Below are 25,539 nucleotides of genomic sequence, written 5' to 3'. Positions count from 1 at the left end.
TATTCCATAGCCCCTGACTGATAGTAGTAAGGGGCTATGTTATCTCGAGGACAGGATGCCCTCGTGTTAAACAAATGGATGAAAGGATGTTTGTCCAATGTTTGTCTTCGGGAGTAGGAAATGAAGCCTTTCTTGCGCTGGTGTTACGTTGCGGCAGCACTCATGCTGGCTGGATGCAGCAACCATGATTGGCGTAAAGACGAGGTGTTGGCTATCCCGTTGCAACCAACATTGCAGCAGGAAGTGATTCTGGCGCGCATGGAACAAATCCTTGCAAGTCGGGCACTTACGGATGATGAGCGCGCACAGCTTTTATATGAGCGCGGAGTGCTGTATGATAGCCTCGGGCTGCGAGCACTAGCGCGAAATGATTTTTCGCAAGCGTTAGCTATTCGTCCTGATATGCCAGAAGTTTTTAACTATCTGGGTATTTATTTAACGCAGGCAGGCAATTTTGATGCTGCCTATGAAGCGTTTGATTCTGTACTAGAGCTTGATCCAACTTACAATTACGCGCGTTTAAACCGGGGTATCGCTCTGTATTATGGCGGTCGACTCCCGTTGGCGCAGGATGATCTGCAGGCGTTTTATCAAGACGATCCAAATGATCCCTTCCGTTCGTTGTGGCTGTATCTGGTGGAAAGAGAAATCGATCCCAAGGCAGCGGCAGTAGCGTTACAACAACGCTATGAGAAATCGGACAGAGGGCAATGGGGATGGAATATTGTCGAATTCTACCTGGGCACGATCAGCGAAAAAACGCTGATGGAAAGGCTCAAGGCAGATGCAACGGATAACACTTCGCTCGCTGAGCATCTCAGTGAAACTGACTTCTATTTAGGTAAACATTACCTAAGTCTGGGGGACAAGAACACCGCTTCGGCGCTGTTCAAGCTGACGGTAGCTAACAACGTTCATAACTTTGTTGAGCACCGCTATGCATTGTTGGAATTGGCACTTTTGGGCCAAGAACAAGACGACCTATCGGAATCGGACCAGCAATAGCTGACGGACACTTATCAGCCTGATTTAACTTGGTTTTTACCAATGTTATCACCTTAACCGGTGATGGCTTTTTTGTTCGTTTTATAATCTAATTTGAGCCGGTTCACACTTTTCAATGAAAATGACTGAAAATTTTCTCGACGAGTTATGTAGACTGGCTGCCATTATTAATGAGGCACGTGTACATGACTACTGAGTTTGAAACCTCTTTTGCTGATCTGGGGCTGTCCGCTCCTATTCTTTCCGCTCTGGCTGGCCTGGGTTATGAAAAACCATCTCCTATCCAGTTGGAATGTATCCCACACCTGTTAAACGGCCGTGATGTTTTGGGCATGGCACAGACAGGTAGTGGCAAAACAGCCGCGTTTGGTCTGCCGCTGTTACACAATATTAAAGCTGAGCTGAAAGCACCACAGGTTCTGGTATTAGCACCAACCCGTGAGTTGGCTATTCAGGTCGCTGAAGCGCTGTCTAGCTTCTCTAAAGATATGAATGGCGTCAACGTTGTGGCCCTGTACGGCGGCCAACGTTATGACGTTCAATTACGCGCTTTGCGCCAAGGTCCACAAATTGTTGTGGGTACCCCTGGTCGTCTGTTAGACCACCTGAAACGTGGCACCCTGAATCTGTCCAACCTGAGCGGTTTAGTGTTGGATGAAGCAGATGAAATGCTGCGTATGGGCTTTATCGAAGACGTTGAAACTATCATGGCGCAGATCCCGGCTGAACATCAGACCGCGCTGTTCTCTGCAACCATGCCAGAAGCGATTCGTCGTATTACTCGTCGTTTCATGAAAGATCCACAGGAAGTACGCATTCAGTCTAGCGTGACGACCCGCCCTGATATCAGCCAGAGTTTCTGGAGAGTGGGTGGCGGCTATAACAAGAAAGAAGCGTTGGTACGTTTCTTGGAATCTGAAGATTTCGACGCTGCCATCATCTTCGTGCGTACTAAAAACGCGACACTGGAAGTGGCTGAAGCCTTGGAACGTAGTGGCTATAGCAGCGCTGCATTGAACGGCGACATGAATCAGTCTTTACGTGAGCAGACACTTGACCGCCTGAAAGATGGCCGTTTGGATATTCTGATCGCGACCGACGTTGCTGCTCGTGGTTTGGACGTTGAACGTATCAGCTTGGTTGTAAACTATGATATCCCTATGGATTCAGAGTCTTACGTTCACCGTATCGGCCGTACGGGTCGTGCTGGCCGTGCAGGTCGTGCATTACTGTTCGTCGAGAACCGTGAACGTCGCCTGTTGCAGAACATTGAACGCACCATGAAACTGACCATTCCTGAAGTTCAGTTACCAAATGCAGAATTGCTGGGCGAGCGCCGCTTGGCGCAGTTCGCGGCTAAAGTTGGTCAACAGTTGGAAAGCAGTGATTTGGACTTGTACCGTGCATTGTTGGCTAAACTGCAACCAGAAGAAGAGTTTGATCTCGAAACATTGGCTGCCGCATTGCTGAAAATGGCACAAGGCGAACGTCCTCTGATTCTGCCACCAGAAGCACCACGTCGTCCGCAGCGTGAGTTCAGCCGTGATGATCGCGGTAATGATCGTGGCCGTGATCGTGGTGATAGCCGCCGTGATGGTGGTGATCGTCCAGCGCGTCGTGAACGTCGTGATGTTGGTGAGATGGAACTGTATCGCATCGAAGTGGGCCGTGATGATGGTGTCGAAGTTCGTCATATCGTTGGCGCTATCGCTAACGAAGGTGATATCAGCAGCCGTTATATCGGTAACATCAAGTTGTTTGCTTCTCACTCAACGATCGAATTGCCAAAAGGCATGCCGGGCGAAATGTTATCTCACTTCACCCGCACTCGTATCTTGAACAAGCCGCTGAACATGCAGTTGTTGGGTGATGCACAACCACACGAACGTCGTGAGCGTCCAGCTGGCGGTAATGGTGGTGAGCGTCGTGGTGGTGGTCGTTCAGAACGTCGTGATGGTGCAGGTGCTCCTCCTCGTCGTTCATTCGGTAGCGATCGTGCTCCAGCCGGTAATGGTGGCGAGCGCCGTGGTAACCGTGATGGCCAACGTTCATCTGCTCCACGTCGTGATGATGCCGCAGCACCCGCAGCAGCACCAACTCGTCGTCGCTTCGGTGATGCATAAGTCTTAATCATCAGTGATGATTAAACGTAAAAAACCAGCCTACGGGCTGGTTTTTTTATGTCTGCTATTTATCGCTAGATGCGATTAGTCACTCGATGCCCTTTACAGGCGCTCAACGGCTTGGAGATCTTGCTGCAAACTGGCCACGATCTCGAAGGAATTCAAACGGGCTTGATGATCAAAAATCTGCCCACTAATCATCAATTCATCTGCTTGAGTTTCTCGTAGCAGCGATTGAAGCCCATGACGAACTTTGCTTTTGTCGCCAATAATCGATAAACGTAGCGCTTGATCGACACCAAATAGCTCCGCTGGCGAGCAAATCTTCTCCATATCTTCCACTGGCGGTGGAAGCTGGCCTGGTGTGCCACGGCGCAGGCTAACAAACTGTTGCTGCATCGAGGTAAACAGGAATCGTGCATCGCGTTCACTCTCGGCGGCAACCACGTTCACGCAGACGATGGCATAAGGTTTTGGCCATTGTGCCGATGGCTTATAGTTTTTCCGATACAGAGAGAGTGCTTGGAACAGCATATCTGGCGCAAAATGCGAGGCGAAGCCAAATGGCAGGCCCATAGCCGCGGCGAGCTGCGCACTGTAGAGGCTTGAACCCAGTAGCCACAACGGAACATGTAAGCCTTGCCCCGGTACAGCTTGTACTGCTTGCCCTGGCTGTACTTGCCCAAAATAATTTTGCAGTTCACGCACATCAGCGGGGAAATTATCAATTTCGCCGGACAAATGACGGCGTAGTGCCATCATGGTGCGTTGATCACTGCCCGGTGCACGGCCAAGACCAAGGTCGATACGGTCAGGGTAAAGGGAGGCGAGGGTGCCAAATTGTTCGGCAATCACTAATGGCGAATGGTTTGGGAGCATCACTCCCCCCGACCCCACTCGAATGGTATTCGTGCCGCCCGCAATATAGCCAATCAGTACCGAGGTCGCTGCACTGGCAATCCCCGTCATATTGTGGTGTTCAGCGAGCCAGTAACGATGATATCCCCATTTTTCGGCATGTTGCGCTAAATCTAACGAGGCATGGAAGGCATCCCGCGGAGTCTTGCCCTGCACAATAGGTGATAAATCAAGCACCGACAGGGGGATCGTATTTTTATCAGTATTATCAGTCATAGAATCGTCCATCTTAACCTTGTATTAAGTCGCTTGAAGGGCGAGTGCATTTCGGTGGAAACGCGTTGGTTTTAAAAACAAAAAAAGTGAAGAGAGGCATTCATCACACCTGACAAGGTGCTGGAACGCCATTCATACACATTAAGAGCATAAACGAAATGGCGTCTTTAAGGAGGGGAATAAGTGCGGCCTCATCATTGCTAACATCTTAGAGCGTAGAGGGTATGTCGCGGGCGATAATTGAGATACAACTCTCCTTTTTCATTCGTTTTCCTAAATGGGCAATTTCAGTCAATCGATGCTAGTTAATTACTCTGAATATAATGATTATTAATCGATTATAAAATATTTTATGCTGTTACAAGCTGATATCGATACGGAATGTGTGATTGCCTTGGCAAATCCATCAGTAACCTTACTTATAATATGGTTTTTGGATGTTGACGTGTGTCACGCATTTTCTGTGGGAAATAGTTGGGATAGGTGCGCTTAAATAGGAGGATCTTTGATATATTTATTATCTATCAATATGTTAGGGTTTTATTGGTGATTGGTTGAAATAATATACTGCAAAATGATCATGATGGTAGATTAAAATTCAGGATAAGACTCTTTTTGTGGAATAAATTTCCAACCGAAGGCCGCTAAAGCAGCGAAGTGAAAAAAACATTCTCTATTACCAAGCGTAATATAGCCAAAAAATAATAACACCTGCCCTCTGTTATGCATTGGCAATGAAATAAATAACAGATAACTCGCTCTGTACATTTTTATAACAATAAAACCTACTTATCATAGATTAAAGCGAGACCTATTATGGAAACGGCAAGAACAAATGAGAGTGTCATTTTAATCGACTCTCCGGCGGCAAAAAATGCCAATATGACTGAAAGAGAATGGCGCGAAGCGATTAAATTCGACAGTACAGATTTTGGCTGGGTAATAATGAGTATTGGTATGGCGATCGGTGCCGGTATTGTTTTTTTACCTGTACAGGTCGGCCTAATGGGATTATGGGTGTTCTTACTCTCATCTATTATCGGTTATCCCGCCATGTACTTATTCCAACGTTTATTTATTAATACATTGGCAGAATCACCAGAGTGCAAAGATTATCCGAGTGTCATCAGTGGTTATTTAGGGAAAAACTGGGGTATTGTTTTAGGGGCGCTCTATTTTATTATGTTGGTTATCTGGATGTTTGTTTATTCCACCGCCATCACTAATGATAGCGCCTCTTACTTGCAGACTTTTGGGGTAACGGAAGGCTTATTATCGGATAACCCGTTCTACGGTTTAGTCTTGATTTGTGTGTTAGTGGCTATCTCTTCTCGCGGTGAAAAACTGTTATTCAAACTGTCGAGTTTTATGGTGATAACCAAGCTTTTGGTAGTCGCTGCATTGGGGGTGTCGATGGTCGGAATGTGGCACTTGTACAACGTCGGCATGCTGCCACCCATGGGTTTGCTGATAAAGAATGCCATCATTACACTACCATTTACCTTAACATCTATTCTTTTTATTCAAACGCTTAGCCCTATGGTGATTTCATACCGAGCGAAAGAAAAATCACTGGAAGTTGCTCGCCATAAAGCCTTACGGGCGATGAACATTGCTTTTGGTATTCTATTTTGTACGGTATTTTTCTATGCCGTTTCCTTTACGCTGGCAATGGGCCACGATGAAGCAGTTAAAGCTTATGAGCAGAATATTTCTGCGCTAGCCATTGCGGCTAAATTCTTCCCTGGCGGATGGGCGACCGTTGTCAGTGTTATTTTAAATATCTTTGCCGTCATGACCGCATTCTTTGGCGTGTATTTAGGTTTTCGTGAAGCGACACAGGGTATTGTGCTAAATATACTGCGCCGTATCATGCCAGCAGAGAACATAAATGAACGTTGGGTACAAAACGGTATTATGGTTTTTGCTGTATTACTGGCTTGGGGAGCGATTATTTTAAATGCACCGGTATTAAGTTTTACCTCTATTTGTAGCCCAATATTTGGCATGGTAGGTTGCTTAATTCCGGCATATTTGGTCTACAAAGTACCTGCATTGCATAAATATAAAGGTCTCTCACTGACAGTGATTATTATTACCGGTGTTTTATTGTGTATCTCTCCATTCTTGGCATTCTCTTGAAATAACGGCATCTGACATAACCTGCTGTATATGTTTGAAGGTATTATTATGAATAACACAAATAATTCTGCTTTATGGGATGCGCTTATCCGCGTCATTAAACGCGATGTGCAACCAGCCGTCGGTTGTACTGAACCCATCGCACTCGCATTGGCGTCGGCAATGGCAGCGACTTATTTACCCGGCAAAGTTGAGCGTATTGAAGCGCGGGTTTCACCAAACTTAATGAAAAATGGGATGGGGGTAACTGTCCCTGGCACCGGTATGGTGGGGTTGCCTATTGCTGCTGCGGTGGGTGCACTGGGTGGCGATCCTGAGGGGGGATTAGCGGTGTTGAAAAACCTGTCTCAACAGCAGGTTACAGATGCCAAGTCGATGTTGGAACGTGGGGATGTTCGGGTAGATATGCACGTTGGCGATGATGTTTTATTCGCTGAAGCTCGGGTCTATCAGGGGGCGCGATGGGCGAGTGTTACCATTGCTGGGGGTCATACCCAAGTGGTGAAGATTGTTATCAATGGCAATGTCTTGTTCGAGGTTGCGCAGCATAGCCCACAGGCGCAGGCAGTTTATGATCCTCACGATTGCCTGAAGCAAGTTAGCGCTCGGCAGGTTTACCAGTTTGCTACCGAAGTCCCTTTCGAGCAGATTAGCTTCATTTTACAGGCGGCTGAACTGAATGGGGCGCTGTCCCAAGAGGGGCTTACCGGTAACTATGGCTTACATATTGGTGCTTCACTGATGCGCCAACGTGGGCGAGGTTTGCTGGTTAAGGATTTACTGTCGGATATTATGATTCGCTCAGCGGCAGCCTCGGATGCGCGTATGGGGGGAGCACTAATGCCCGCGATGAGTAACTCTGGTTCAGGGAATCAAGGCATTGCCGCCACGATGCCTGTACTTGTGGTTGCCGAATATCTGGGGGCCGATGAAGAAGCGTTAGCGCGAGCGCTGATCTTGTCTCATTTGATGGCGATTTATATTCATAGCCAGTTACCGGCACTTTCTGCTTTATGTGCTGCGACCACAGCCGCAATGGGCGCGGCGGCTGGAATGGCTTGGCTATTTGAACCTCGTTATGAGCCAGTCGCACTGGCGATCGGTAGTATGATCGGCGATATCAGCGGGATTATTTGTGATGGTGCTGCCAACAGTTGCGCCATGAAAGTCTCTACCAGCGTCAGTGCGGCCTACAAAGCGGTACTCATGGCATTAGACAGCAGCGGTGTGACCGGTAATGAGGGGATCGTGGCTCATGATGTTGATCAGTCGATTGCCAATCTGTGCGCGCTGGCTTGCGGTGCGATGCGGCAAACTGACCGTCAGATCATTGAGATCATGGCCCAAAAATGCCGCTGTGATTGACCACCACTCATCGATTAAAAAAATAGTGTAGATAGCAGGGGGAGCAAATATGCTCCCCCTGATTTTTGATGCTATGACACCAGTTCCAGTCCGGCAAGACGCCGCCAATAGCCATTACAATCGGCTTTATCTGCCAGCATCAACGGTGCTAGACCTTGCTCATTAGCGCGGAATTGCTCGATAACCTCCAGTGTCTCGATGCCTTTTGGCGAAAGACGGACAATATCCACCAACCCTTGCATTGAGATCAGATCATTACCGAGGTTATAGCAGTAGCCGCTTTGTGTCTGGATGCCATTGAGGACAAAAACTTGCTGGTCTTCCTGCGATAATACCTTGCGCCCTTGCGGATACTTAATGCAGCACGTTTCACATTCATCTTTGGCGCGATCCTCAGAGCGGGCAGTAAAGCAGCGGGCAGAATAAGCCAGCGGCAGGTGGCCATAACTGAGGACTTCAACCTCAAATTGATCGCGAAAACCCAGTTCGTCGCACTGCTCTAGGACGTTGCTCAGCCAATCACGGGAAAGCTCGACTGGCATGCACCAACGCATCATGCCCTGACGGTGCAAGATCCGCAGGGTATATGCGTTGTAGCAGTTCAATGCGTGACCGGCGACGAAAGGCAAGCCACGTTCAGCCGCCATATTCACTGCACCTAAATCATTGGCTTCCAGTAAAAATTCGCCGTTCTCAACATAGCGCTTCAATTCATTCAATTCGGACGGGGCTTGCAGTAGCGCTAAGGTAGAAATCACCACCTGTTTACCACTCGCTGCGACTTCTTTTGCTAAGCCCAACCAATCGCTAACCTTCATCTCGCGGCGTTTGGTGCAAACATTCTCGCCCAAATAAATAACATCGGCGCTGCTATTGGTTGCCGCGTGATAGAAAGTCTCAATATCCGATTTTGGCCAGTAATAGAGTACTGCGCCTAAGGCATACTTCATATTTCCTCCGGCTACTGCCACTTGCGATGATAAGCGCCCAGTGTGGTCTGGGTCCCTTCGGACATTGCGCCCAGTTGTTCCATCCATTCTGCTTTCGCTGCAAATTGCGACGGATTGGCTTGATAGCGGTCAATTGCTTGCCGCCAAACTTTGGCCACCTGACTCACATAAGCGGGGCTACGTTGGCGGCCCTCAATTTTTACCGAGGCAATATTCGCGGCAAATAATTCAGGTAATAGCTCCAGCGTGTTCAAACTGGTCGGTTCTTCGAGCGCGTGATAGCGCTGACCATCGACTAGGTAGCGGCCTTTGCACAATGTCGGATAACCGGCGTTTTCGTTATCCTCATAACGGTCGATCAACACCTCATTGAGGCGAGATTCCATCCCTTGCGGGGTTTGCTGCCAACGTACAAAACGTGCGGGTGAGCAGGCTCCCACGGTATTCGGTGATTCGCCTGTCAAATAGGAGGATAGGTAACAGCGGCCTTCCGCCATGATGCATAAACTGCCAAAGGCAAAAACTTCCAACGGTACTGGGCTGGTGCGTGATAACTGTTTCACCTGATGCATCGACAACACGCGGGGTAACACCACTCGCGCCACATCAAAATGGCGCTGATAGAAGCGAATGGCTTCATCATTCGTCGCCGACGCTTGTACTGAGACATGGCGCTCCACATCTGGATAACGCTCGGCGGCATATTCCAGCATAGCGAGATCGGCTAAAATAAGGGCATCGGCCCCAAGCTGCGCGGCCATATCTACGGCTCGTTGCCAACGAGCATAACCATCGGGGTGAGCGAAGGTATTAATGGCAATATGTAATTTACGCTTACGGTTATGAACGTAATTAACGGCTTCTTGCAGCTTTTTATCGGTGAAATTAAGGCCGGCAAAATGGCGGGCGTTGGTATCATCTTTCAAACCGATATATACCGCGTCAGCCCCATTATCGATGGCGGCTTTTAATGCGGGTAAATTGCCGGCAGGACAAAGCAACTCCATAGAATTTTCCTGAATGAGTCAGCAGCCCCGTTGTTGGCAGCATGGCTGGCAATGATTATTCCCCATCCGAAGATGATATTCGTATTTTATCGAGAGGCGATTTTAGTTAACCTGCTTTGCACTGACCTTGATTTAAGGCAGTTTCTTTTGCATTGGTGGCATTCTTCTGAGGATTAGCCAAAAATTGATGTCAGTTTTATTGATTTAGGATGCTTTGCTATTTTTCTCCTGTGGCAAAATACCCTTTGTACTTGAAGCCGCAGGGGTGTTAGCTACGCGTACTTACCCGAATCACTTACTTGAGTAAGCTCATCGGGATGCGTCCACTTGCTGCCTACCTGCAACTCCAATTACGTTGGGTATAGGTTTATGGTTGATCAGAGTCAAAAGGAGATAGAGCCAGTGCTTGGAAAACTACGAACACAACTTGTACGTCAAGGGCCAGCGCTGCTGCGGGGGCCGCTAAAATTGACTCCTTTCGCTTTACAGCGCCAAGTATTAGAGCAAATGCTTGGCTGGCAATTTCGTCAGGCACTGCTGGACGGTGATTTGGCATTTCTAGAATCCCGTTGGTTAAAAATTGAAGTCCGTGATCTCGGGCTACAATGGTTTATGACGGTAGAAAACGATAGGCTAATAGTGAGCCAACAAGCTAAAGCCGATGTCAGCTTTAGCGGTAATGCCAACGATCTGATTCTGATCGCTGCCCGTAAAGAAGATCCGGATACGCTGTTTTTCCAACGCCGGTTACGCATTGAAGGAGATACCGAATTGGGCCTTTATGTGAAAAACCTGATGGATGCCATTGAATTGGAAGCCATGCCGACACTCCTGCGAGTCGGTCTACTGCAACTGGCCGAATTTATTGAAGCCGGTCAACAAGAGGGTGCGGTGAGTACTTCCCGTACATTAGCATCGTGTTAATTCGAGTAGAAATTCCGGTCGATGCACCGGGGATCGACGCTTTATTACGTCAGGCATTTAAGCGAGATGATGAAGCTGAACTGGTGCAGCAACTGCGCGAAGATGGTTTATTGACGCTGGGCATTGTGGCAACGGATGACGAGGGTGGTGTTGTCGGTTATGCCGCATTTAGTCCGGTTGAAATTGGTGGTGAGGATCGTCAATGGGTAGCATTGGCACCATTAGCCGTGGAAGAGAGCCTGCGTCGCCAAGGTTTGGCCGAAAAACTGGTCTACGAGGGGCTCGATTCGCTCAATGAGTTCGGTTATGCCGCGGTCGTGGTATTGGGTGAGCCTGCCTATTATCAACGTTTTGGTTTTGTACCGGCAGCTCAACATCAATTAACGTGCCGCTGGCCAGATACCGAAAATGCTTTTCAGGTTTATGCTTTGGCGGAAGAGGCACTGGCTGACGTGGAGGGTGAGGTGGTCTTTTCAGCCCCATTCAACCGATTTTAACGGCGGGTGCTTTAGCGACTATTTTTTGCTCGATAAGTATCGAGGTCAGTGAAGAAGGCTGGTTAATCACCAGCTTTTCTTTTTGCTGCTTAGTGAGTTGCTTCACCCGATATTCCAGTTTCAATGCCATTGAGCGATCCCCTGCGTCACAATGGAAGACCAAAGTTAACGTTCCTTTGCCACGCAGTGCTTTTGCGCCTTTTCCACTTTGATGCTGCACCATTCGCCGTGCAACATCGGTGGTAATACCGGTGTACAACATGCCAGAGGCGGTGCGCAGCAGATAGAGATACCAAGGGCTATCCGTCATAATCTTCTTCCAGTCCGGGGGTAGCGGTTTGGAGCTATTATTACCGGAATTACGGGCCGTATCCTGACTTTTTTATCTGCTGGCACCTGATCTTACTCAATCAACCTGATTGATTACTTTGTTTTTGCTGCAAATTCGAAACGTGGTGAAACCAAACCGTACAGTGTCCACCCGAGGAAGGTCACAATCGCCCCCCAAGTCATCGCTTCCTGACCTGAGCTGTAAAGCGCATAGAAGCTGTACATCGCACCGATAAAGGCAATGATGTTGGCTTTGCGGGCCTTAGCAGGATCGACATTCGCGGTTTTCTGGATAATCACCAACGCCGCCATCGACAGAATATAAGGGATGATATTGGTCACTACCGCCAAATTCACCAGCACGTTAAATTGCTTGTTCAGTGACGGGCTAATGGTCATCAGAGACAACACGCTCTGGATGATAACGATGGTCAACATTCCTTTGATAGGGGCATCGGCTTTACTGACTTTAGAGAAGATTTTCGGGAAGAAGCCTTCATCAGCAGAAGATTTAAACACCTGAGCGATGGTGAACTGCCAGCCCAGTAATGACCCTACGCAGGACATGATCATCAATGCCATGATGATTTTACCGACGGCTGGGGTGAACATATAAGCAAAGGCCAAACCAAATGGCGCGGTAGAGTTAGCCAAATCCATGTTTGGCACAATACCAGCAATCACGTTGGTTGAAATAATATAGATAACCGCTGCACCTAAAGTCCCACCCAACACGGCGATCGGAACGTTACGTTCAGGGTTTTCTACCGTGTCGGTATTGGCACAGGCAGATTCCAAACCCAGGAAAGCCCACAGTGTCATTGAGATAGAAGAACCTATCGCTTCAAAGACGGGCACGTTATGTGGATTCCACGCGGCGACATAGGCTGTGCCACTAAACCAGAACCAACCAATCAACGAGATACCGACGACGGGGATAATCACCCCCCAGATGGTGACGCTACTGATCTGCCCAGTAATGCGTGCGCCGCCAAAGTTAGCGACTGTCGCCAGCCACAGTACACCGATGGTGGCGATACAAATGCCTAATGGCGTGAGTGTGGCACCCAATAATTCGGTGCCATACCCTACGGCTGAAATCGCGATCGCGATATTAGCAATCAGCAATGATGCACCATAGGTATAGTTCGCCATAAAGTTGCCAGATTTACCAAACGCGTACTCGGCATAACCGCCCATCCCGCCAGACTTACGACTAAACATCCCACACTGGGCGAAAGCATAGGCCAACGCCATTGAACCGACTGCTGTGACTAACCATGAAACGATCGAAATCGTTCCAACTTCGGCGAGTTTGGTTGGCAGCATAATTATGCCTGAACCCATCATATTGACGGCGGTCAGAATAGTTAGCTGTACGACTCCCATCTTATTATTTGTTTTACTCATTTTTATTATCTCTTTTTTAATTTCAGAGACTGCGGGAATAAGTTATCCCCGCAGATTGAGCGAATAGTGATGTTGGTGTTGTAAAAATTAAAAAATAGCTATTATTGTTTCATCATATAGCCGTACGCACGGTTCCATCCGTCTTCATCAACTTGCAAATAAACACCTTGTAATTCAGGTGCGAAGCCAGGTAATAGATTGATACTTTCTTCTAATGCCAAGAAATAACGTTGAGCTGCGCCGCCCCAAACTTCACCAGGGACAACACACAATACTCCCGGTGGGTAAGGAAGTGCACCTTCAGCGGCAATTCGACCTTCAGCTTTACATAATGGGACTAATTCAGCATGCCCACGGACGAATTCAATATTGGCATCCTGTGGATTCATCACCACTTTAGGGAAATACTGTTTACGGAACATCTCTTTTTGTAGCTGCTTAACATCATAGCTAACATAAAGATCATGCATTTCTTGGCATAATTTACCGATGGTATAACCTTGGTAGCGCGCTTCATTATTACGATATACCGTTGGTAATACATCAACTAACAAAGCATCTTCTTCAATGAAACGTTCGAATCGAGCAATTTGCGCGACCAAATGTTGCATTTTCGCCAAGTCTTCTGCTGGCGTTAATAAGAACAAAATAGAATTCAAATCGCATTTTTCTGGCACGATACCATTTTCACGCAAGAAATTAGCCAGAATAGTCGCTGGAATACCAGAGGCAGTATATTCGCCAGTATTGGTATCAATCCCTGGGGTGGTTAATAGTAACTTACAAGGGTCGACAAAATATTGAGAGGCTTCATAGCCTTCAAAGGCATGCCATTTTTCGCCTGGAATGAAATTAAAGAAGCGTAAATCTTGTGCCATGGCATTCGTGTCATATTCCTGCCACGGTTTTCCGTCAACTTCTACCGGAACAAAAGGCTTAATCATATTACAGGTATTTAAAATCATTTTACGTGCTTCAATACCTGTCTTAACACAGTCAAGCCACATACGTTGGCCGCTTTTGCCTTCATGCATTTTTGCGTTAACGTCTAATGCGGCAAATAATGGATAGAATGGGCTGGTGGATGCGTGCAACATAAAGGCGTTATTAAAGCGCTTATGGTTGCAATAGCGATCTTGACCTTTAATATGTTTATCTTTTTTATGAATCTGCGACGTTTGTGAGAAGCCCGCTTGTTGTTTATGGACTGATTGCGTCACGATAATACCAGGATCGTTTTCATTCAATTCAAGTAATAATGGTGAACAATCCTTCATCATTGGAATAAATTGTTCGTAGCCTACCCAAGCGGAGTCAAACAAAATATAGTCGCAAAGATGACCAATCTTATCGACGACTTGGCGGGCGTTATAAATCGTACCGTCGTAGGTGCCTAATTGGATAATCGCCAAGCGGAATGGGCGCGCTTCGTTAGCACGGTCTGGTGCAACGCTGCGGATCTGTTCACGCAGGTACTTTTCTTCGAAACAGTGAGCATCAATCCCACCGATAAAGCCAAACGGGTTGCGGGCTGTCTCCAGATAAACAGGGGTTGCACCTGCCTGAATCAACGCACCATGATGGTTAGATTTGTGGTTATTACGGTCAAATAATACTAGATCACCACGGGCCAACAGGGCATTAGTAGCCACTTTATTTGAGGCTGATGTTCCGTTCAGAACGAAGTAAGTTTTATCGGCATTAAATACTTTTGCTGCATGTTTTTGTGCATCACAAGGTGCACCTTCGTGAATCAGTAAATCACCTAATTTGACGTCAGCATTACACATATCTGAACGGAAAATAGTTTCGCCGTAGAAGTCAAAGAATTGACGGCCCGCAGGATGTTTACGGAAGAATTGTCCACCTTGATGCCCAGGGCAAGCAAAAGTTGAATTCCCCATTTCGACATATTTTTTTAAAGTATTAAAGAATGGAGGCAGCAATTCTTTTTCATATTTTTCAGCAGCCGATTCCAATTGTTTACCATAAAAATCAGTATTATCACCACAGAGTTCAAAGACCCCATTGAGTGATGGTAATACGTCGGTATTGAGTTCTTCTTCACAGCAAACGGCAGCAAAGATTGGAATCTCTAAACCTAATTCATGAATACTATTAATGACACCATTATTAATATCTTGAACGGAAAGGACGACGGCAGCAATGTCCGTAAAATCCGTGTGTAAAACATCGACTACTTCACGCTGTGATTCAAAACAGGGTATAGCTGACTGGCTTGCCGCAATATTTAACTTTTTCATTATGGATTCTCTTTTATATTATTTATTGGACTATCAAAAAACACTGACACTAAATTCTGTGTATGGCCGTCCTTATCAATGAATTAAAATTCATTAATAAATAATTTGCTTGTCTGCACATCACCGCATCTGAATTTTAGGCGCAGTGATCCTCATGTCATTTAGCATTAATGACAAAGGTGACATTCGATTTTTACAGGATAGCTATGTTTCTGCTGGAAGATAATTAACACAAGGCTTATATCGGCTGAGCAATAATATGACACGCACCGATAGTGATAATAAAACCAAGTATGAGTATCTTCGGAGAACGCAGACAATAGTTAACATCACGCCAATGCTGAAAAGCAATTTTCGTTTTTGTTAAAAATTGTGCATAGACAATGACTACCCAATAAAAATGGATGTCATTGCAGAGGGGGTATTATCTAAAGTGGAAATAAGAAAAACTAAAATAGCTACGGTGTGCCGGCATCATGAGATGCGTTGTCCGCCTTATATGCGCCATTTTCTTGTTGTTATTTTCCATTTGCGTAAGGTCTCTGTTTTTTTAAACAAATTTTGGTTTTAAACAAGTTGCCGTTTTAAACAAACGCTCATTCTAAGTAAAGATGAATAAAATAAGCTGATGGCGGCTATTCTAGTCATAACACTCATTCATTCTGTGACTCATGTCATGTTTTTAGCCGATTTTAAAATGCACTTTGACTAGATACTGAATATTTAAGCGTTTTTATTCACTTAAAACGGTTTTTATTCAAATCTGTACTGGGTATTATGCAAAACAGTAGGGTTATATTTAACAAGGAAGATACATCAGGCGACTTATTATTATCCAATAGAGGCAATGAGAGCGAGTTCTTAATATGTTTTGTATTTTATTTGTTAACGCACAATCATTTGTTACATCTCCACTTATACGTAATAGATGCATATGTATTCATAAAAATCTTATGTGGTAAATGTTAGCTAAATCACGTTATCAGGGACTTTCTCGCCATAGACCCTATTAATGGGGAGGATATGCTAGCAATGTAGCCCGCATTAGCGATAAGTGCGGAAAAAACGGGGCAAAGGCTGCCCCGAGCTGCATAACGTCAAATGAATAACGGGATACCGCTATCAACCAAGGAGATAGTGACCTGCATAACCTGTTGTTGACGGGTCAGTATGATCGTCAATAACTCGCCATCATTGTCCACTTGCACGTTCGTTAGCGGTTGAGGGTTGTTCATATCAAACACATTGGTAATTACTGATTCGGATTGATGAGAACGTAAGATCAGATAACTGATATCTCGCACCGATGGGTTCGCGGGTGCTAACCCTTGGAATAGCGTGGCATCTGCGGCGAGCCAGAGTGACAGCGGATTTGCCGCTGTTTGATAATGGCATTGGAGCACACCATTAAGTGGTTTAGTGGTGACTTGATGCAAATACTGCATTGGCCCACTTTCGCTAAAAGAGATGCTTTCACCTGCTGCATCCATCGTCATCCCGTCGATATGTAGTGTCCAGTCGCACGCTTGTTGGTGTGGATTGACGATGCTACTGATATCGATGATCGCATCTTCTAGCCACAATATTCGGCGGCGGAATTTTATATCGCGATAAGCATCGCAATCCCATTGGACACGAGTATGGCTGTCTAACTCAGGGGCTTTTTTTCCCCAATCTACCTCCGTATCTAACCAACTGAATTTTGCTGATTGATACCAGTTATGGATAACCGGTACGGCGGGGGGCTGATTGGCTTGGTTAACACTGAGCGTATTATGAGTTGCGCTGTTTTTGTAGTAACCATAATGTAGCTGCGCGCCATAACCGGTCGTGCCTAAATCTGGCAAGATCTCTTGCCCTTGCTCAAACAGAATTAAATTCAGCCGATCATAATGATCATGCTCTCCCCCATAGGGGCTGTGTTTTATCAACAAAGCACGGCCTGATTGCGGTTGGCGTAAAATGGTCAAGCCGCAATCGGGTGCATGCAACGTATCCGTTGGGATGATATCAACCCGCGGGGAGGGCAATTCTTCAACACCATAGAGCAGGGCATCTAGGTTGAAGCGAGGTTGTTGGCGATAAATATGATGCAAGGCGTCAGCATACTCATCATTGCCATAGATTTTAAATGCAAACTCATACAAGTGGGCGTGAGTCAGTTGCTCTTGTCCGGCAGTACAATCGTTAATGCGTGGGAAAGTGCCATCGGGCATCAGTAGTTTTAGCGGGAAACTGAGCATATCGCGATAATAAGGCAGCGCTAACAAGCTATAACGGCTACCCGCAGCGAGCTTTTCAAATGACCAGAAGCCTTGCAGGGCATAAAAGTGATAATGCACTGACCCTTCAAACCATAATCCCTCGCTGAACAGCCCATGCTCTAGCTGATAACGCAGACCATACTCAGCATTAACCGCAAACTCGACATAGTGCTCTTCCTCAAGGATCAGCCCGATCACCGCGATAGCGCTGCTGATTTTAACTTCATGGTTATGCAGTTGGCGGGTACGGTGTTGCATCAGGAAATCAGCACCCTCGCGCAATAACCGGCCAGCGATACAATCACGTTGTTCTTGGCTCAGCGACTCCGCAATGAAGTCATAGCCCAAAGCAAAATCGAGCAGACAATTCGCCTCGCACAGCGTTTGCGCGTTGGCCTTACCTGGCCCGTTGTAGGGAATTCCGCCGTGGACTTCATAGTCAGGATAGTAGCGGGCATAGTTGATCAGAATATCCCGCACTTTATTGAAGTAACGTATTTCCCCCGTGAGCTGCCACAGCAAACCAAGTTGATTACAGGCTTTGGCATTTAAGCCGTTAAGCGCCCGCCACCAAGCACCATCATAGGGTTCTCCGCTAAACAGCTGATCGTCAATGGGGCAACGATGCTGAGTCGGCGAATGGCGATCCCAAACTAACTTCACCCCGTGGTCAGGGCAATAATAGTAATGGTTCCAAGTGGCGATGCCGGTGGTGGGGACCCGTGTTTCTGAGTCCAACACCACCTGATTCTCCGCAATCAGCGTGGCAATAATCCCTGACGGCTGTACTGTATTTCCGTATTGCTGTGTGATGTCGCCTTGCCGTTGAACGGTATTTTCCGCTCGCTGAACAACCCGCTGGCGGATTTCTGCCATCTGCTGATCCGTAAACTGCTTCATATCTGGTGTGTCCTCGACAGTGCTTATTTTTTGACGATCACGGGCTGTGTTATCGGATAGAGCAGGATTTCAACGGCATCCGGATACTTGGCTATCAGGTATTGCGCCTTTTGTTGGAAATTAGGGTCAGACGGGTAGGCTCGGGCGGCAGTGATCATATTGGTCAGTGCTTTTTTATCTTGCAGACCATCCAAGTCTTTATACGGCCATGCTTGGTCGGTATTGATAAAGCCCGCCACGTATTGATAGCCTTTTTTCAGGCTGTGCTCGTCGAGGCTAAAGTTCCAGATATCTTTGTCGGCGACTTCCCCTAGGCGGCCCAGCTTGTTGTAGGCTTCTAAATGGAAATTGCTGTAGTGCCATGGACGAGTGCGCTCCAGTTCCGCATTTTGCCGACCTTGCATATCAAAGTGGGAGGGAATACGGCGCAGCTGTGTGATTTCCAAACGTTTTTGAGCGGCGGCTTTCTGGTCACTGAACAAGGCAAAAGCGGCGGCCTGCATATCAAAATAGGTGCCGTGGTTATTGTGCCAATTATCTTCCTCAAAACCGTTCTGGCTGGTGGTCATCCACTGGTAGAAATCTTTGTACCAAAGTTTGATGGCTTGATAATCGGCTTCGTTAAGGACATTGGCCGGTCTTATCAGTTCGACGGCATCAATCACGTCTACCAGTGCTCTGCTGTCGATTAAACCGATACCTCGCCCTTCATTGATACCTGGAATGGCTTGAGCATATTGTAGATTCGGGTTCATGCGGGTATTCGGGTTAACGAACCAATTGACCAATTGATCCCGTGCTTTTTCCGCGTATTCAGGCTTACCCGTAAAGCGATAGGCGAGCGCCAGATAATAGACATCGTCACTGAAACTGTTCATGCGTTTTTTATCTGTCGCATCACTATTGGCATCAGGATTAGTTTCACCGTCTTTGCGCAAATAAGGCATACCATCTTTCTTGCTAGGGTCTGGCCACCAATAGGGCGGGAAGCTGTAATAATCATGTTTGTCGCCACTGGCAGCCAACAAACTTTTATCCATGACGGAATAGAGTGGTTTTTGCAGGGCTTTATCAGCCTTAGTGATCAGATTTTTATAGGATTTTTCGTATAGCGGGTTGTTTTGCTTAACTTGGTCAATGCTATAGTTTATATCATCAACTTTTAATATTAATGGATGGCTTTCCGCCGCGTAAATAAAGGGAGATGACCCCAGTAGAATAGCCAGTAATAGGTTTTTTTACCCAAATTCTTCATCATTAATTTCCTTAATTTTTATTGTTTACATGAATAAAAATAAAGCATTCTCGGTTTTATTTAACTTTCTTATCTCTGTGAAAATAATGAAATCATTATTTTAAAAATAAGATTACGTAATGAAATATTGTCATTTCAATAAAAAGAACAGCGTTTCATTTAGAATGGATTTGAATTCTAGGGCAAAGTTTATACACTTTTGTGATCTGGATCTTCTTTATAAATTCTCTTTGAATAAATGATTTATTCTGTGACTGGTATCAAATTAAATCTCTGTTTTAGACGTTTTTTAGGCGAATTAAATAATTGCATCTATTTTTTACTTCTTAAAATGAAGATTTTATCTTTTTGATTATTATAGATAATATTGCTTTTTGTCTTTTTTTGGTGATTTTTCAAGTGTGATCTCAAGCAGAAAATTCAAAATGGAATTAAGTTTTATTTTTTGTGGTGTAGTTTTTTGTTTTCCTCTGAGTTCTAATGTTATCGAGTGTTTGGTGATTTTATTCTGTTATTTAACCATCTGGGTAAATTCATAAAAAATTAGATTTCAACGAGGACGCTGAGATGAAGAAAAAAATGATAATGTCAAAAGTAAAAATAAAATCTTTGCTGTTGTTAACTTATTTAGCCATGGGGATCCCTTCCCTCCACGCAGCAGAAACTTTGCAGGTATGGATCCGCGCCAGTAATGATTCAAAAAATATTTATAAGACCGAAGCGGAAACTTTTGAGAAGAAAACAGGCATTAAAATTGAATATTTCAATGCCACAACCGACTTTGAACAACGTCTAGCGCGAGCCGCAGCAGGTAACGCGTTACCCGACCTGATTTTTAACGATGCCGTCGCCATTGGGCAGTTTGTCCAGCTTGGCATTGTTGAGCCGATTGAGCCAAAAAATATCATTGGTGGAGAAGATATCTTCGATACCGCTTGGAAAAGTGCTCAATACATGGATGGCAAATATTATGGCGTGCCCACATCAGCCCAAACCTTTGCTTTGTTTATCCGTAAAGATTGGCGTGAAAAGCTCGGTTTAGCACAACCGAAAAGCTGGGAAGACATCAGCACCTTGGCGAAAGCGATGACCTTTAATGACCCTGATGGCAATGGCAAAAATGACACTTATGGCTTTATTTTGCCCGCTTCGACCACCCGTGGTTATGCCAGCTGGTTTATCAGCTCCTATCTCTGGCAAGCCGGTGGTGACTTTATTCGCCCCGCGGGTGAAGGCAAATTCAAAGCATCATTGGAAGAACCCGCCGCCACTGAAACACTGAGCTTTATGCGTGGCATGGTGTGCGATAAAACAGTTCAACCGGGGGCGATTAATGCCACCACGGCAGATGCCATCCCATCATTCCGTTCCGGTCAAAGCGGTATGTTCTTCTCTGGCCCTTATCACATTGCCTTGTTTGATAAAGATCCCGGCAAAGAGGCATTTGAAGTGATCCCACCACCGGCGGGGCCAAAAGGGCAGGCAACACTGGCTGAAGGCACCACCGTGTTTATGATGAAAAGCAGCCAGAAAAAAGCCGCTGCACAGCAATTCATCGAATTCATGATTTCACCAGAAGGGCAACAGATCGGCATGGGCATGGGCAGTAACAATATGCCCGTCGTGCGTTTATCGATTAACAAACAGGTCGATACCAAAGCGGTCTATAACGACCCTCGCTGGGCAATGTTTGCTGATTTATACGCCGAGTATGGCCGCTATATTCCTCAAGTACCTAACTGGACGCCAATTCGTCAGGTCACTGCTGAAGGTTTTAACCGTATTTTAGCCAACTGTGACAGTGATATTCCTGCTGAATTAAAAGTGGTGAATCAGAAAGTAAATGATGAGTTGGCCAAACAGAATGTCTTAGGGCAGTGAGTAAATCATGATAACGCTAACCCCCCGACTAAAACGTAATCTGGTTCCGTGGCTGTTTCTGGCCCCGGCACTGGTCATCTTCACCTGGTTTAAATTCATCCCGATGCTGCAAGGCTTGGTGATGAGTTTTTACAAGGTTAACTTTAACCAGCCAAATGAGTGGGTCGGGTTTGATAACTTCTCCCGTGCCATGGGTGATGAAGCACTGCATTCTGCGGTTTTCAACACCCTGCTCTATGTGGTGGTCACCATGGTGGTGGCCGCTTTTATCGCCTTCTTTTTAGCCATGCTATTAGAAGGCCCAGCGCGTCATTTGCGTTTTATCCGAACGGCCATCTTCTTGCCCGCCGTCACCAGTGCCGCGATCGTCGCCGAAATGTGGCGGATTCTATTTAACCCAACCAGTAACGGCGTGGTGAACCACATTTTGTCGTGGTTCAGTATTGAAGCGCAGGGTTTTCTGGCGGATACCGACCAAGCGCTGTGGACGGTGATGCTGCTGCATATTTGGAAAGCCGTGCCTTACAACATGGTGATCTTTATTGCGGGGCTGGTTGGGATTAGTCGCGACTTATATGACGCCTCTAACGTGGATGGGGCTAACTGGTGGAATCGCCTGCGTTACGTCACCTTGCCGGGAATGATCCCCGCGCTGTCAGTGGTGCTGATGCTGTCGTTTATCCGTGGTTTCCGCGTCTTCGCGGAGGTCTATGCCACCACGGGCGGCGGCCCATCGAATGCGACAGAAATGATCATGACTCATATCTACAAACTGGGCTTTGAGCAGTTTGACTATGGCTATGCATCAGCAGTGTCCTTCCTGCTATTCACCTTCACGGTGGTGCTGACGATTTGTCATCTCACCTTGAAGAAACGCATCGCCCGATACTAACCCGATCCGGAGACTGGCAATGAAAAGTAAAAGTTGGAACAGTATCGGCCGCTGGATCATTTATGGCCTGTTACTCGTCGTTTTTGTCGGCCCGTACTGGGGCATTATTGCCACCGCATTCAGTGGCGCACCAGTCAAACCTGGGGAATTGTTGGCTTGGCCAAATCAATTCTCATGGGAGAACTTCATCTTTGCGTGGATGGATATCGGTGTTTGGCAATACCTGCTGAACTCCATCATCGTGGTGTTCTTTGGCACCGTTTTACAAGTCTCGGTCAGCGCATTAGCGGCTTATGCACTGGCGCGCAAAAAGTTTGTTGGCGTCTCGCTGACCAGCTTGGTCATTCTCTCGACCATGATGCTGCCGGAAGAAGTAATCGCCATCCCGCTGTATATGATCATCAACTGGCAACTGCCGGTGATCGACGCCTCGCTGTACAACAGCTATCTGGGCATGATCTTGCCGGTGGTGGGCTGGGCCTTCTCGATCTTTGTCCTGACCGAATTTATGGCCGCTATCCCTAAAGAGCTGGAGGAAGCGGCGCGGATTGATGGTGCCAGCGAATGGCAAATCTTCTTCCACGTCATTCTGCCGCTCGTCAAACCGGCACTGGGTACGGTGGTCACCTTCGGCTTCATCATGATTTGGGATCAATACCTATTGCCGCTGATCGTGGTGAATCAGGACAGTTTGAATACCATTCCGGTGATCCTCGGCACATTGCGTACCGATGAGAGCATCACACCAAACATCTTTATTGCCATCACTCTGCTGGCGATGTTGCCGAGCATCATCGTGTATCTGGGTCTGCAAAAACATTTCAATCGCGGGATCATGTCTGGCGCGGTTAAAGGCTAGGGAGAAATAAAATGGGATCGGTTGTACTTAAAAACGTCTGTAAATCTTACGGTGACACCCATGTGATCCGCGATGTCTCGCTGGAAATCCCTGACGGTGAGTTCTGCGTGTTGGTTGGCCCCAGTGGCTGCGGGAAATCTACCTTACTGCGTATGATTGCGGGGCTGGAGGAGATCTCTGGCGGCACCGTCGGCATCAATAATAAAGATGTGACGGATGTTGAACCCAAGATGCGTGACATTGCCATGGTGTTCCAAAGTTATGCCCTTTATCCGCAGATGACAGTACGTGAGAACATGGGCTTTGCGTTGAAAATGGCCAAAATGTCCAAAGCCGACATTAATAAAAAAGTCGAATCCACCGCCGAGTTATTAGGCTTACAGGCACTACTGGAACGCTTACCGAAAGATTTATCTGGTGGTCAGCGCCAGCGCGTGGCGATGGGGCGCGCAATTGTGCGCAGCCCACAGGTGTTCTTGTTCGATGAGCCATTATCAAATCTGGATGCCAAATTGCGCACGCAAGTACGAGGTGAGATCCGCGAATTACATCAGCGGCTAAAAACCACGTCAGTGTATGTCACCCATGATCAGATTGAAGCCATGACCATGGGGCAAATGATCGTCGTGCTACGCGAAGGGCGCATTGAGCAAGTCGGGTCGCCACTCGATCTCTACGATCGCCCAGCGAATCTGTTTGTGGCGGGCTTTATCGGCTCGCCGGAAATCAATCAATTGAAAGGCACAGTAAAGCAACAAGGCGAAGAGTTCCTGCTGCAACTGGAAGACGGTTCTTTGCTGACCCTGCCGGCGGGGTTGCAAGTCACTGATGGGCAAAATGTGGTGTATGCCATTCGTCCTGAACAGGTGAATGTCGTGGATGCCACCCACAGTGCCAGCGCATTGAAAGCGACTATTACGGCGATTGAAAATACCGGCTCGGATATGCAGCTATTTTGCAGTACGGGTGGTGGCCGTTTTACGTCGGTATTTAAACAGCGCTTGGCAGTGAATGAAGGCGAAACGGTCTATCTGCAACCTAAACTTGCCGGTATCCATATTTTTGATGCCGCCACTGGCGTGCGGGTGGCCAGCCAAGCCGCATAAGGAAGCCATGCCCATGACGCCAATAAAAACGTCCGCGACACCCATGAAACTGTACACGCTCGATGTTGATTGCTTGATCAAGGCGAAAGCGGTCTTACAGCAGCCATTCTCACCCCTACAACCGGCATTGCGCCGGTTATTAAGCGAGGCTGATGCCCTGCGCGATCAGCCACCAGAGAGTGTGACTCACAAAACATTGCTGCCTGTCAGTGGTGACATTCACGATTACTACAGTTTTGGTACCTATTGGTGGCCAAATCCGCGTAAGCCTAACGGATTACCCTATGTGCGCCGCGATGGGCATACCAATCCACAAAGCCAAAATGACGATACTGACACCCAGCGAATTGTGCGGATGTGCGATCGTTGCCTGACACTTGGGCTAGCCTACTATTTTACCGGTAATAGCCGCTATGCTCAGGTGGCAGCGGAACAGATTCGCTGCTGGTTTTTAGATGCCAAAACGCGCATGAATCCGCACCTAAATTATGGCCAGGCCATTCCCGGTATTGTGTCGGGGCGTGGGACGGGGTTAATCGATACACGGCTGATGTGGATGGTGATTGATACGATCGGGTTGATCCTACCGGCCAAGCTGCTCGATACCGAAGACACGGCGGTATTACAACAATGGTTCCGCGACTTCAACCACTGGATGTTCCACAGCGAAGTGGGCCATTCCGAATATGTTTGGCATAACAACCACGGCACTTGGTATGACGTTCAGCGTGCGGTTAACGCCATGTTTTACGGCGATCGCGGGTTGGTTTCGACCATTATTCAGCAAGGCATTACCCAGCGGTTAGCGGCGCAGATTGCACAAGACGGCAAGCAGTGGATGGAGCTAGAGCGCACAGTGCCATTCCACTATTCACTCTTCAATCTGGAGGCGCACTTGCTGCTGTGCCGTTACGGCGAACATGTCGAAATTGATCGCTGGGAACGGGTACAAGATGGGCGCAATGTGCAGCAAGGCATTGATTATTTGCTGCCATTCATTGCCGAACCCGAACTGTGGCCTTACCGTGATTTACGCGGTATCGACTATGACAGCGCACTGCGATTGTTATTACAAGCGGCTCGGGGTTACCCAGACGATGCCAAGCGCTATCAGGCAGTGCTCGCGACTTTCCCAACAGACACCTTGACATCACGAGATCGTCTGTTGTGGCAAAGCTAACAGTGGCAAAGTTAATCGTGGCAAAGTGAATGCAAGCAAAATTCATGTACA

21 protein-coding genes are annotated in these 25,539 nt (G+C 47.0%); 12 read left to right on the top strand and 9 right to left on the bottom strand.

Features of this window, described 5'->3' with window-relative positions; all coding sequences use genetic code 11:
- The first annotated feature begins 120 nt into the window (after positions 1 to 120).
- The 3 genes from nlpI to BN68_RS11355 all read left to right on the top strand — a co-directional run bounded on the left by nlpI (position 121) and on the right by BN68_RS11355 (position 3,128).
- Positions 121 to 1,005 (top strand): lipoprotein NlpI, encoded by an 885-nt coding sequence (nlpI, locus tag BN68_RS11360; RefSeq protein ID WP_019211295.1) that lies wholly within the window; start codon positions 121 to 123, stop codon positions 1,003 to 1,005.
- Positions 1,006 to 1,120: 115 nt separating this feature from the next.
- Entirely contained in the window at positions 1,121 to 1,201 is an 81-nt protein-coding gene (yrbN, locus tag BN68_RS24595) for a protein YrbN (protein ID WP_096335046.1), read from the top strand.
- On the top strand, positions 1,191 to 3,128 hold the full coding sequence (locus BN68_RS11355) for a DEAD/DEAH family ATP-dependent RNA helicase (protein ID WP_019211294.1): 1,938 nt from the start codon (positions 1,191 to 1,193) through the stop codon (positions 3,126 to 3,128). Before yrbN ends, BN68_RS11355 begins: the two co-directional genes overlap by 11 nt.
- Before the next feature lie 102 nt (positions 3,129 to 3,230).
- Here the strand turns inward: BN68_RS11355 and BN68_RS11350 are convergent, their stop codons facing one another.
- Positions 3,231 to 4,274 carry a luciferase-like monooxygenase gene (locus BN68_RS11350; RefSeq protein ID WP_042806648.1) on the bottom strand — a complete coding sequence of 348 codons (1,044 nt, stop codon included), beginning with the start codon at positions 4,272 to 4,274 and terminating at the stop codon, positions 3,231 to 3,233.
- Positions 4,275 to 5,078: 804 nt separating this feature from the next.
- On the opposite strand from BN68_RS11350, the gene BN68_RS11345 reads away from it, so the two are divergent.
- Together BN68_RS11345 and BN68_RS11340 are read left to right on the top strand one after the other, a co-directional pair.
- The gene (locus tag BN68_RS11345) at positions 5,079 to 6,404 is read left to right on the top strand and encodes an SLC5/6 family protein (RefSeq protein WP_019211291.1); all 1,326 of its coding nucleotides are present in this window, start codon (positions 5,079 to 5,081) and stop codon (positions 6,402 to 6,404) included.
- Between the two features lie 48 nt (positions 6,405 to 6,452).
- Positions 6,453 to 7,769: an L-cysteine desulfidase family protein gene (locus BN68_RS11340; RefSeq protein WP_042806715.1), complete on the top strand. Its 1,317-nt coding sequence runs from the start codon at positions 6,453 to 6,455 to the stop codon at positions 7,767 to 7,769.
- Positions 7,770 to 7,840: 71 nt separating this feature from the next.
- Here the strand turns inward: BN68_RS11340 and BN68_RS11335 are convergent, their stop codons facing one another.
- Both BN68_RS11335 and ubiU read right to left on the bottom strand, forming a co-directional pair.
- Positions 7,841 to 8,719 carry a U32 family peptidase gene (locus tag BN68_RS11335; RefSeq protein ID WP_019211289.1) on the bottom strand — a complete coding sequence of 293 codons (879 nt, stop codon included), beginning with the start codon at positions 8,717 to 8,719 and terminating at the stop codon, positions 7,841 to 7,843.
- A gap of 11 nt (positions 8,720 to 8,730) precedes the next feature.
- Positions 8,731 to 9,726: a ubiquinone anaerobic biosynthesis protein UbiU gene (gene ubiU, locus BN68_RS11330; RefSeq protein WP_019211288.1), complete on the bottom strand. Its 996-nt coding sequence runs from the start codon at positions 9,724 to 9,726 to the stop codon at positions 8,731 to 8,733.
- Positions 9,727 to 10,128: 402 nt separating this feature from the next.
- On the opposite strand from ubiU, the gene ubiT reads away from it, so the two are divergent.
- Entirely contained in the window at positions 10,129 to 10,650 is a 522-nt protein-coding gene (gene ubiT, locus BN68_RS11325) for a ubiquinone anaerobic biosynthesis accessory factor UbiT (protein WP_042806647.1), read from the top strand.
- Positions 10,644 to 11,147: a GNAT family N-acetyltransferase gene (locus tag BN68_RS11320; protein WP_019211286.1), complete on the top strand. Its 504-nt coding sequence runs from the start codon at positions 10,644 to 10,646 to the stop codon at positions 11,145 to 11,147. The genes ubiT and BN68_RS11320 overlap by 7 nt, the downstream gene beginning before the upstream one ends.
- Here BN68_RS11320 and BN68_RS11315 read toward each other — a convergent pair.
- The 6 genes from BN68_RS11315 to BN68_RS11295 all read right to left on the bottom strand — a co-directional run bounded on the left by BN68_RS11315 (position 11,134) and on the right by BN68_RS11295 (position 19,541).
- Complete coding sequence (locus BN68_RS11315; RefSeq protein WP_019211285.1) at positions 11,134 to 11,457, bottom strand: GIY-YIG nuclease family protein; 324 nt, start codon at positions 11,455 to 11,457, stop codon at positions 11,134 to 11,136. The genes BN68_RS11320 and BN68_RS11315 overlap by 14 nt on opposite strands.
- Positions 11,458 to 11,570: 113 nt before the next feature.
- Positions 11,571 to 12,887, bottom strand: coding sequence for a putrescine-ornithine antiporter (gene potE / locus BN68_RS11310; RefSeq protein ID WP_019211284.1), 1,317 nt, complete (start codon positions 12,885 to 12,887; stop codon positions 11,571 to 11,573).
- Positions 12,888 to 12,988: 101 nt separating this feature from the next.
- Entirely contained in the window at positions 12,989 to 15,151 is a 2,163-nt protein-coding gene (gene speF / locus BN68_RS11305; protein WP_019211283.1) for an ornithine decarboxylase SpeF, read from the bottom strand.
- Positions 15,152 to 15,575: 424 nt separating this feature from the next.
- Positions 15,576 to 15,659 carry a leader peptide SpeFL gene (speFL, locus tag BN68_RS23925; protein ID WP_374700737.1) on the bottom strand — a complete coding sequence of 28 codons (84 nt, stop codon included), beginning with the start codon at positions 15,657 to 15,659 and terminating at the stop codon, positions 15,576 to 15,578.
- Between the two features lie 589 nt (positions 15,660 to 16,248).
- On the bottom strand, positions 16,249 to 18,315 hold the full coding sequence (locus tag BN68_RS11300; protein ID WP_019211282.1) for a heparinase II/III domain-containing protein: 2,067 nt from the start codon (positions 18,313 to 18,315) through the stop codon (positions 16,249 to 16,251).
- Between the two features lie 23 nt (positions 18,316 to 18,338).
- A complete protein-coding gene (locus BN68_RS11295; RefSeq protein WP_042806646.1) occupies positions 18,339 to 19,541 on the bottom strand; it encodes an alginate lyase family protein in 1,203 nt (400 codons plus the stop codon).
- A gap of 596 nt (positions 19,542 to 20,137) precedes the next feature.
- On the opposite strand from BN68_RS11295, the gene BN68_RS11290 reads away from it, so the two are divergent.
- The 5 genes from BN68_RS11290 to BN68_RS11270 are packed head-to-tail and all read left to right on the top strand — an operon-like array spanning position 20,138 to position 25,488.
- Complete coding sequence (locus tag BN68_RS11290) at positions 20,138 to 21,451, top strand: ABC transporter substrate-binding protein (RefSeq protein ID WP_019211280.1); 1,314 nt, start codon at positions 20,138 to 20,140, stop codon at positions 21,449 to 21,451.
- A 7-nt stretch (positions 21,452 to 21,458) separates the two neighbouring features.
- On the top strand, positions 21,459 to 22,343 hold the full coding sequence (locus BN68_RS11285; protein WP_019211279.1) for a carbohydrate ABC transporter permease: 885 nt from the start codon (positions 21,459 to 21,461) through the stop codon (positions 22,341 to 22,343).
- Between the two features lie 19 nt (positions 22,344 to 22,362).
- Positions 22,363 to 23,202 (top strand): carbohydrate ABC transporter permease, encoded by an 840-nt coding sequence (locus BN68_RS11280; RefSeq protein WP_019211278.1) that lies wholly within the window; start codon positions 22,363 to 22,365, stop codon positions 23,200 to 23,202.
- A gap of 11 nt (positions 23,203 to 23,213) precedes the next feature.
- On the top strand, positions 23,214 to 24,308 hold the full coding sequence (locus BN68_RS11275) for an ABC transporter ATP-binding protein (RefSeq protein WP_019211277.1): 1,095 nt from the start codon (positions 23,214 to 23,216) through the stop codon (positions 24,306 to 24,308).
- Between the two features lie 13 nt (positions 24,309 to 24,321).
- A complete protein-coding gene (locus BN68_RS11270; RefSeq protein WP_019211276.1) occupies positions 24,322 to 25,488 on the top strand; it encodes an alginate lyase family protein in 1,167 nt (388 codons plus the stop codon).
- Positions 25,489 to 25,539 lie beyond the last annotated feature (51 nt).

Source organism: Yersinia massiliensis CCUG 53443 (assembly GCF_000312485.1).
GTDB lineage: Bacteria > Pseudomonadota > Gammaproteobacteria > Enterobacterales > Enterobacteriaceae > Yersinia > Yersinia massiliensis.
This window is presented reverse-complemented; position numbering and strand designations above follow the sequence as displayed.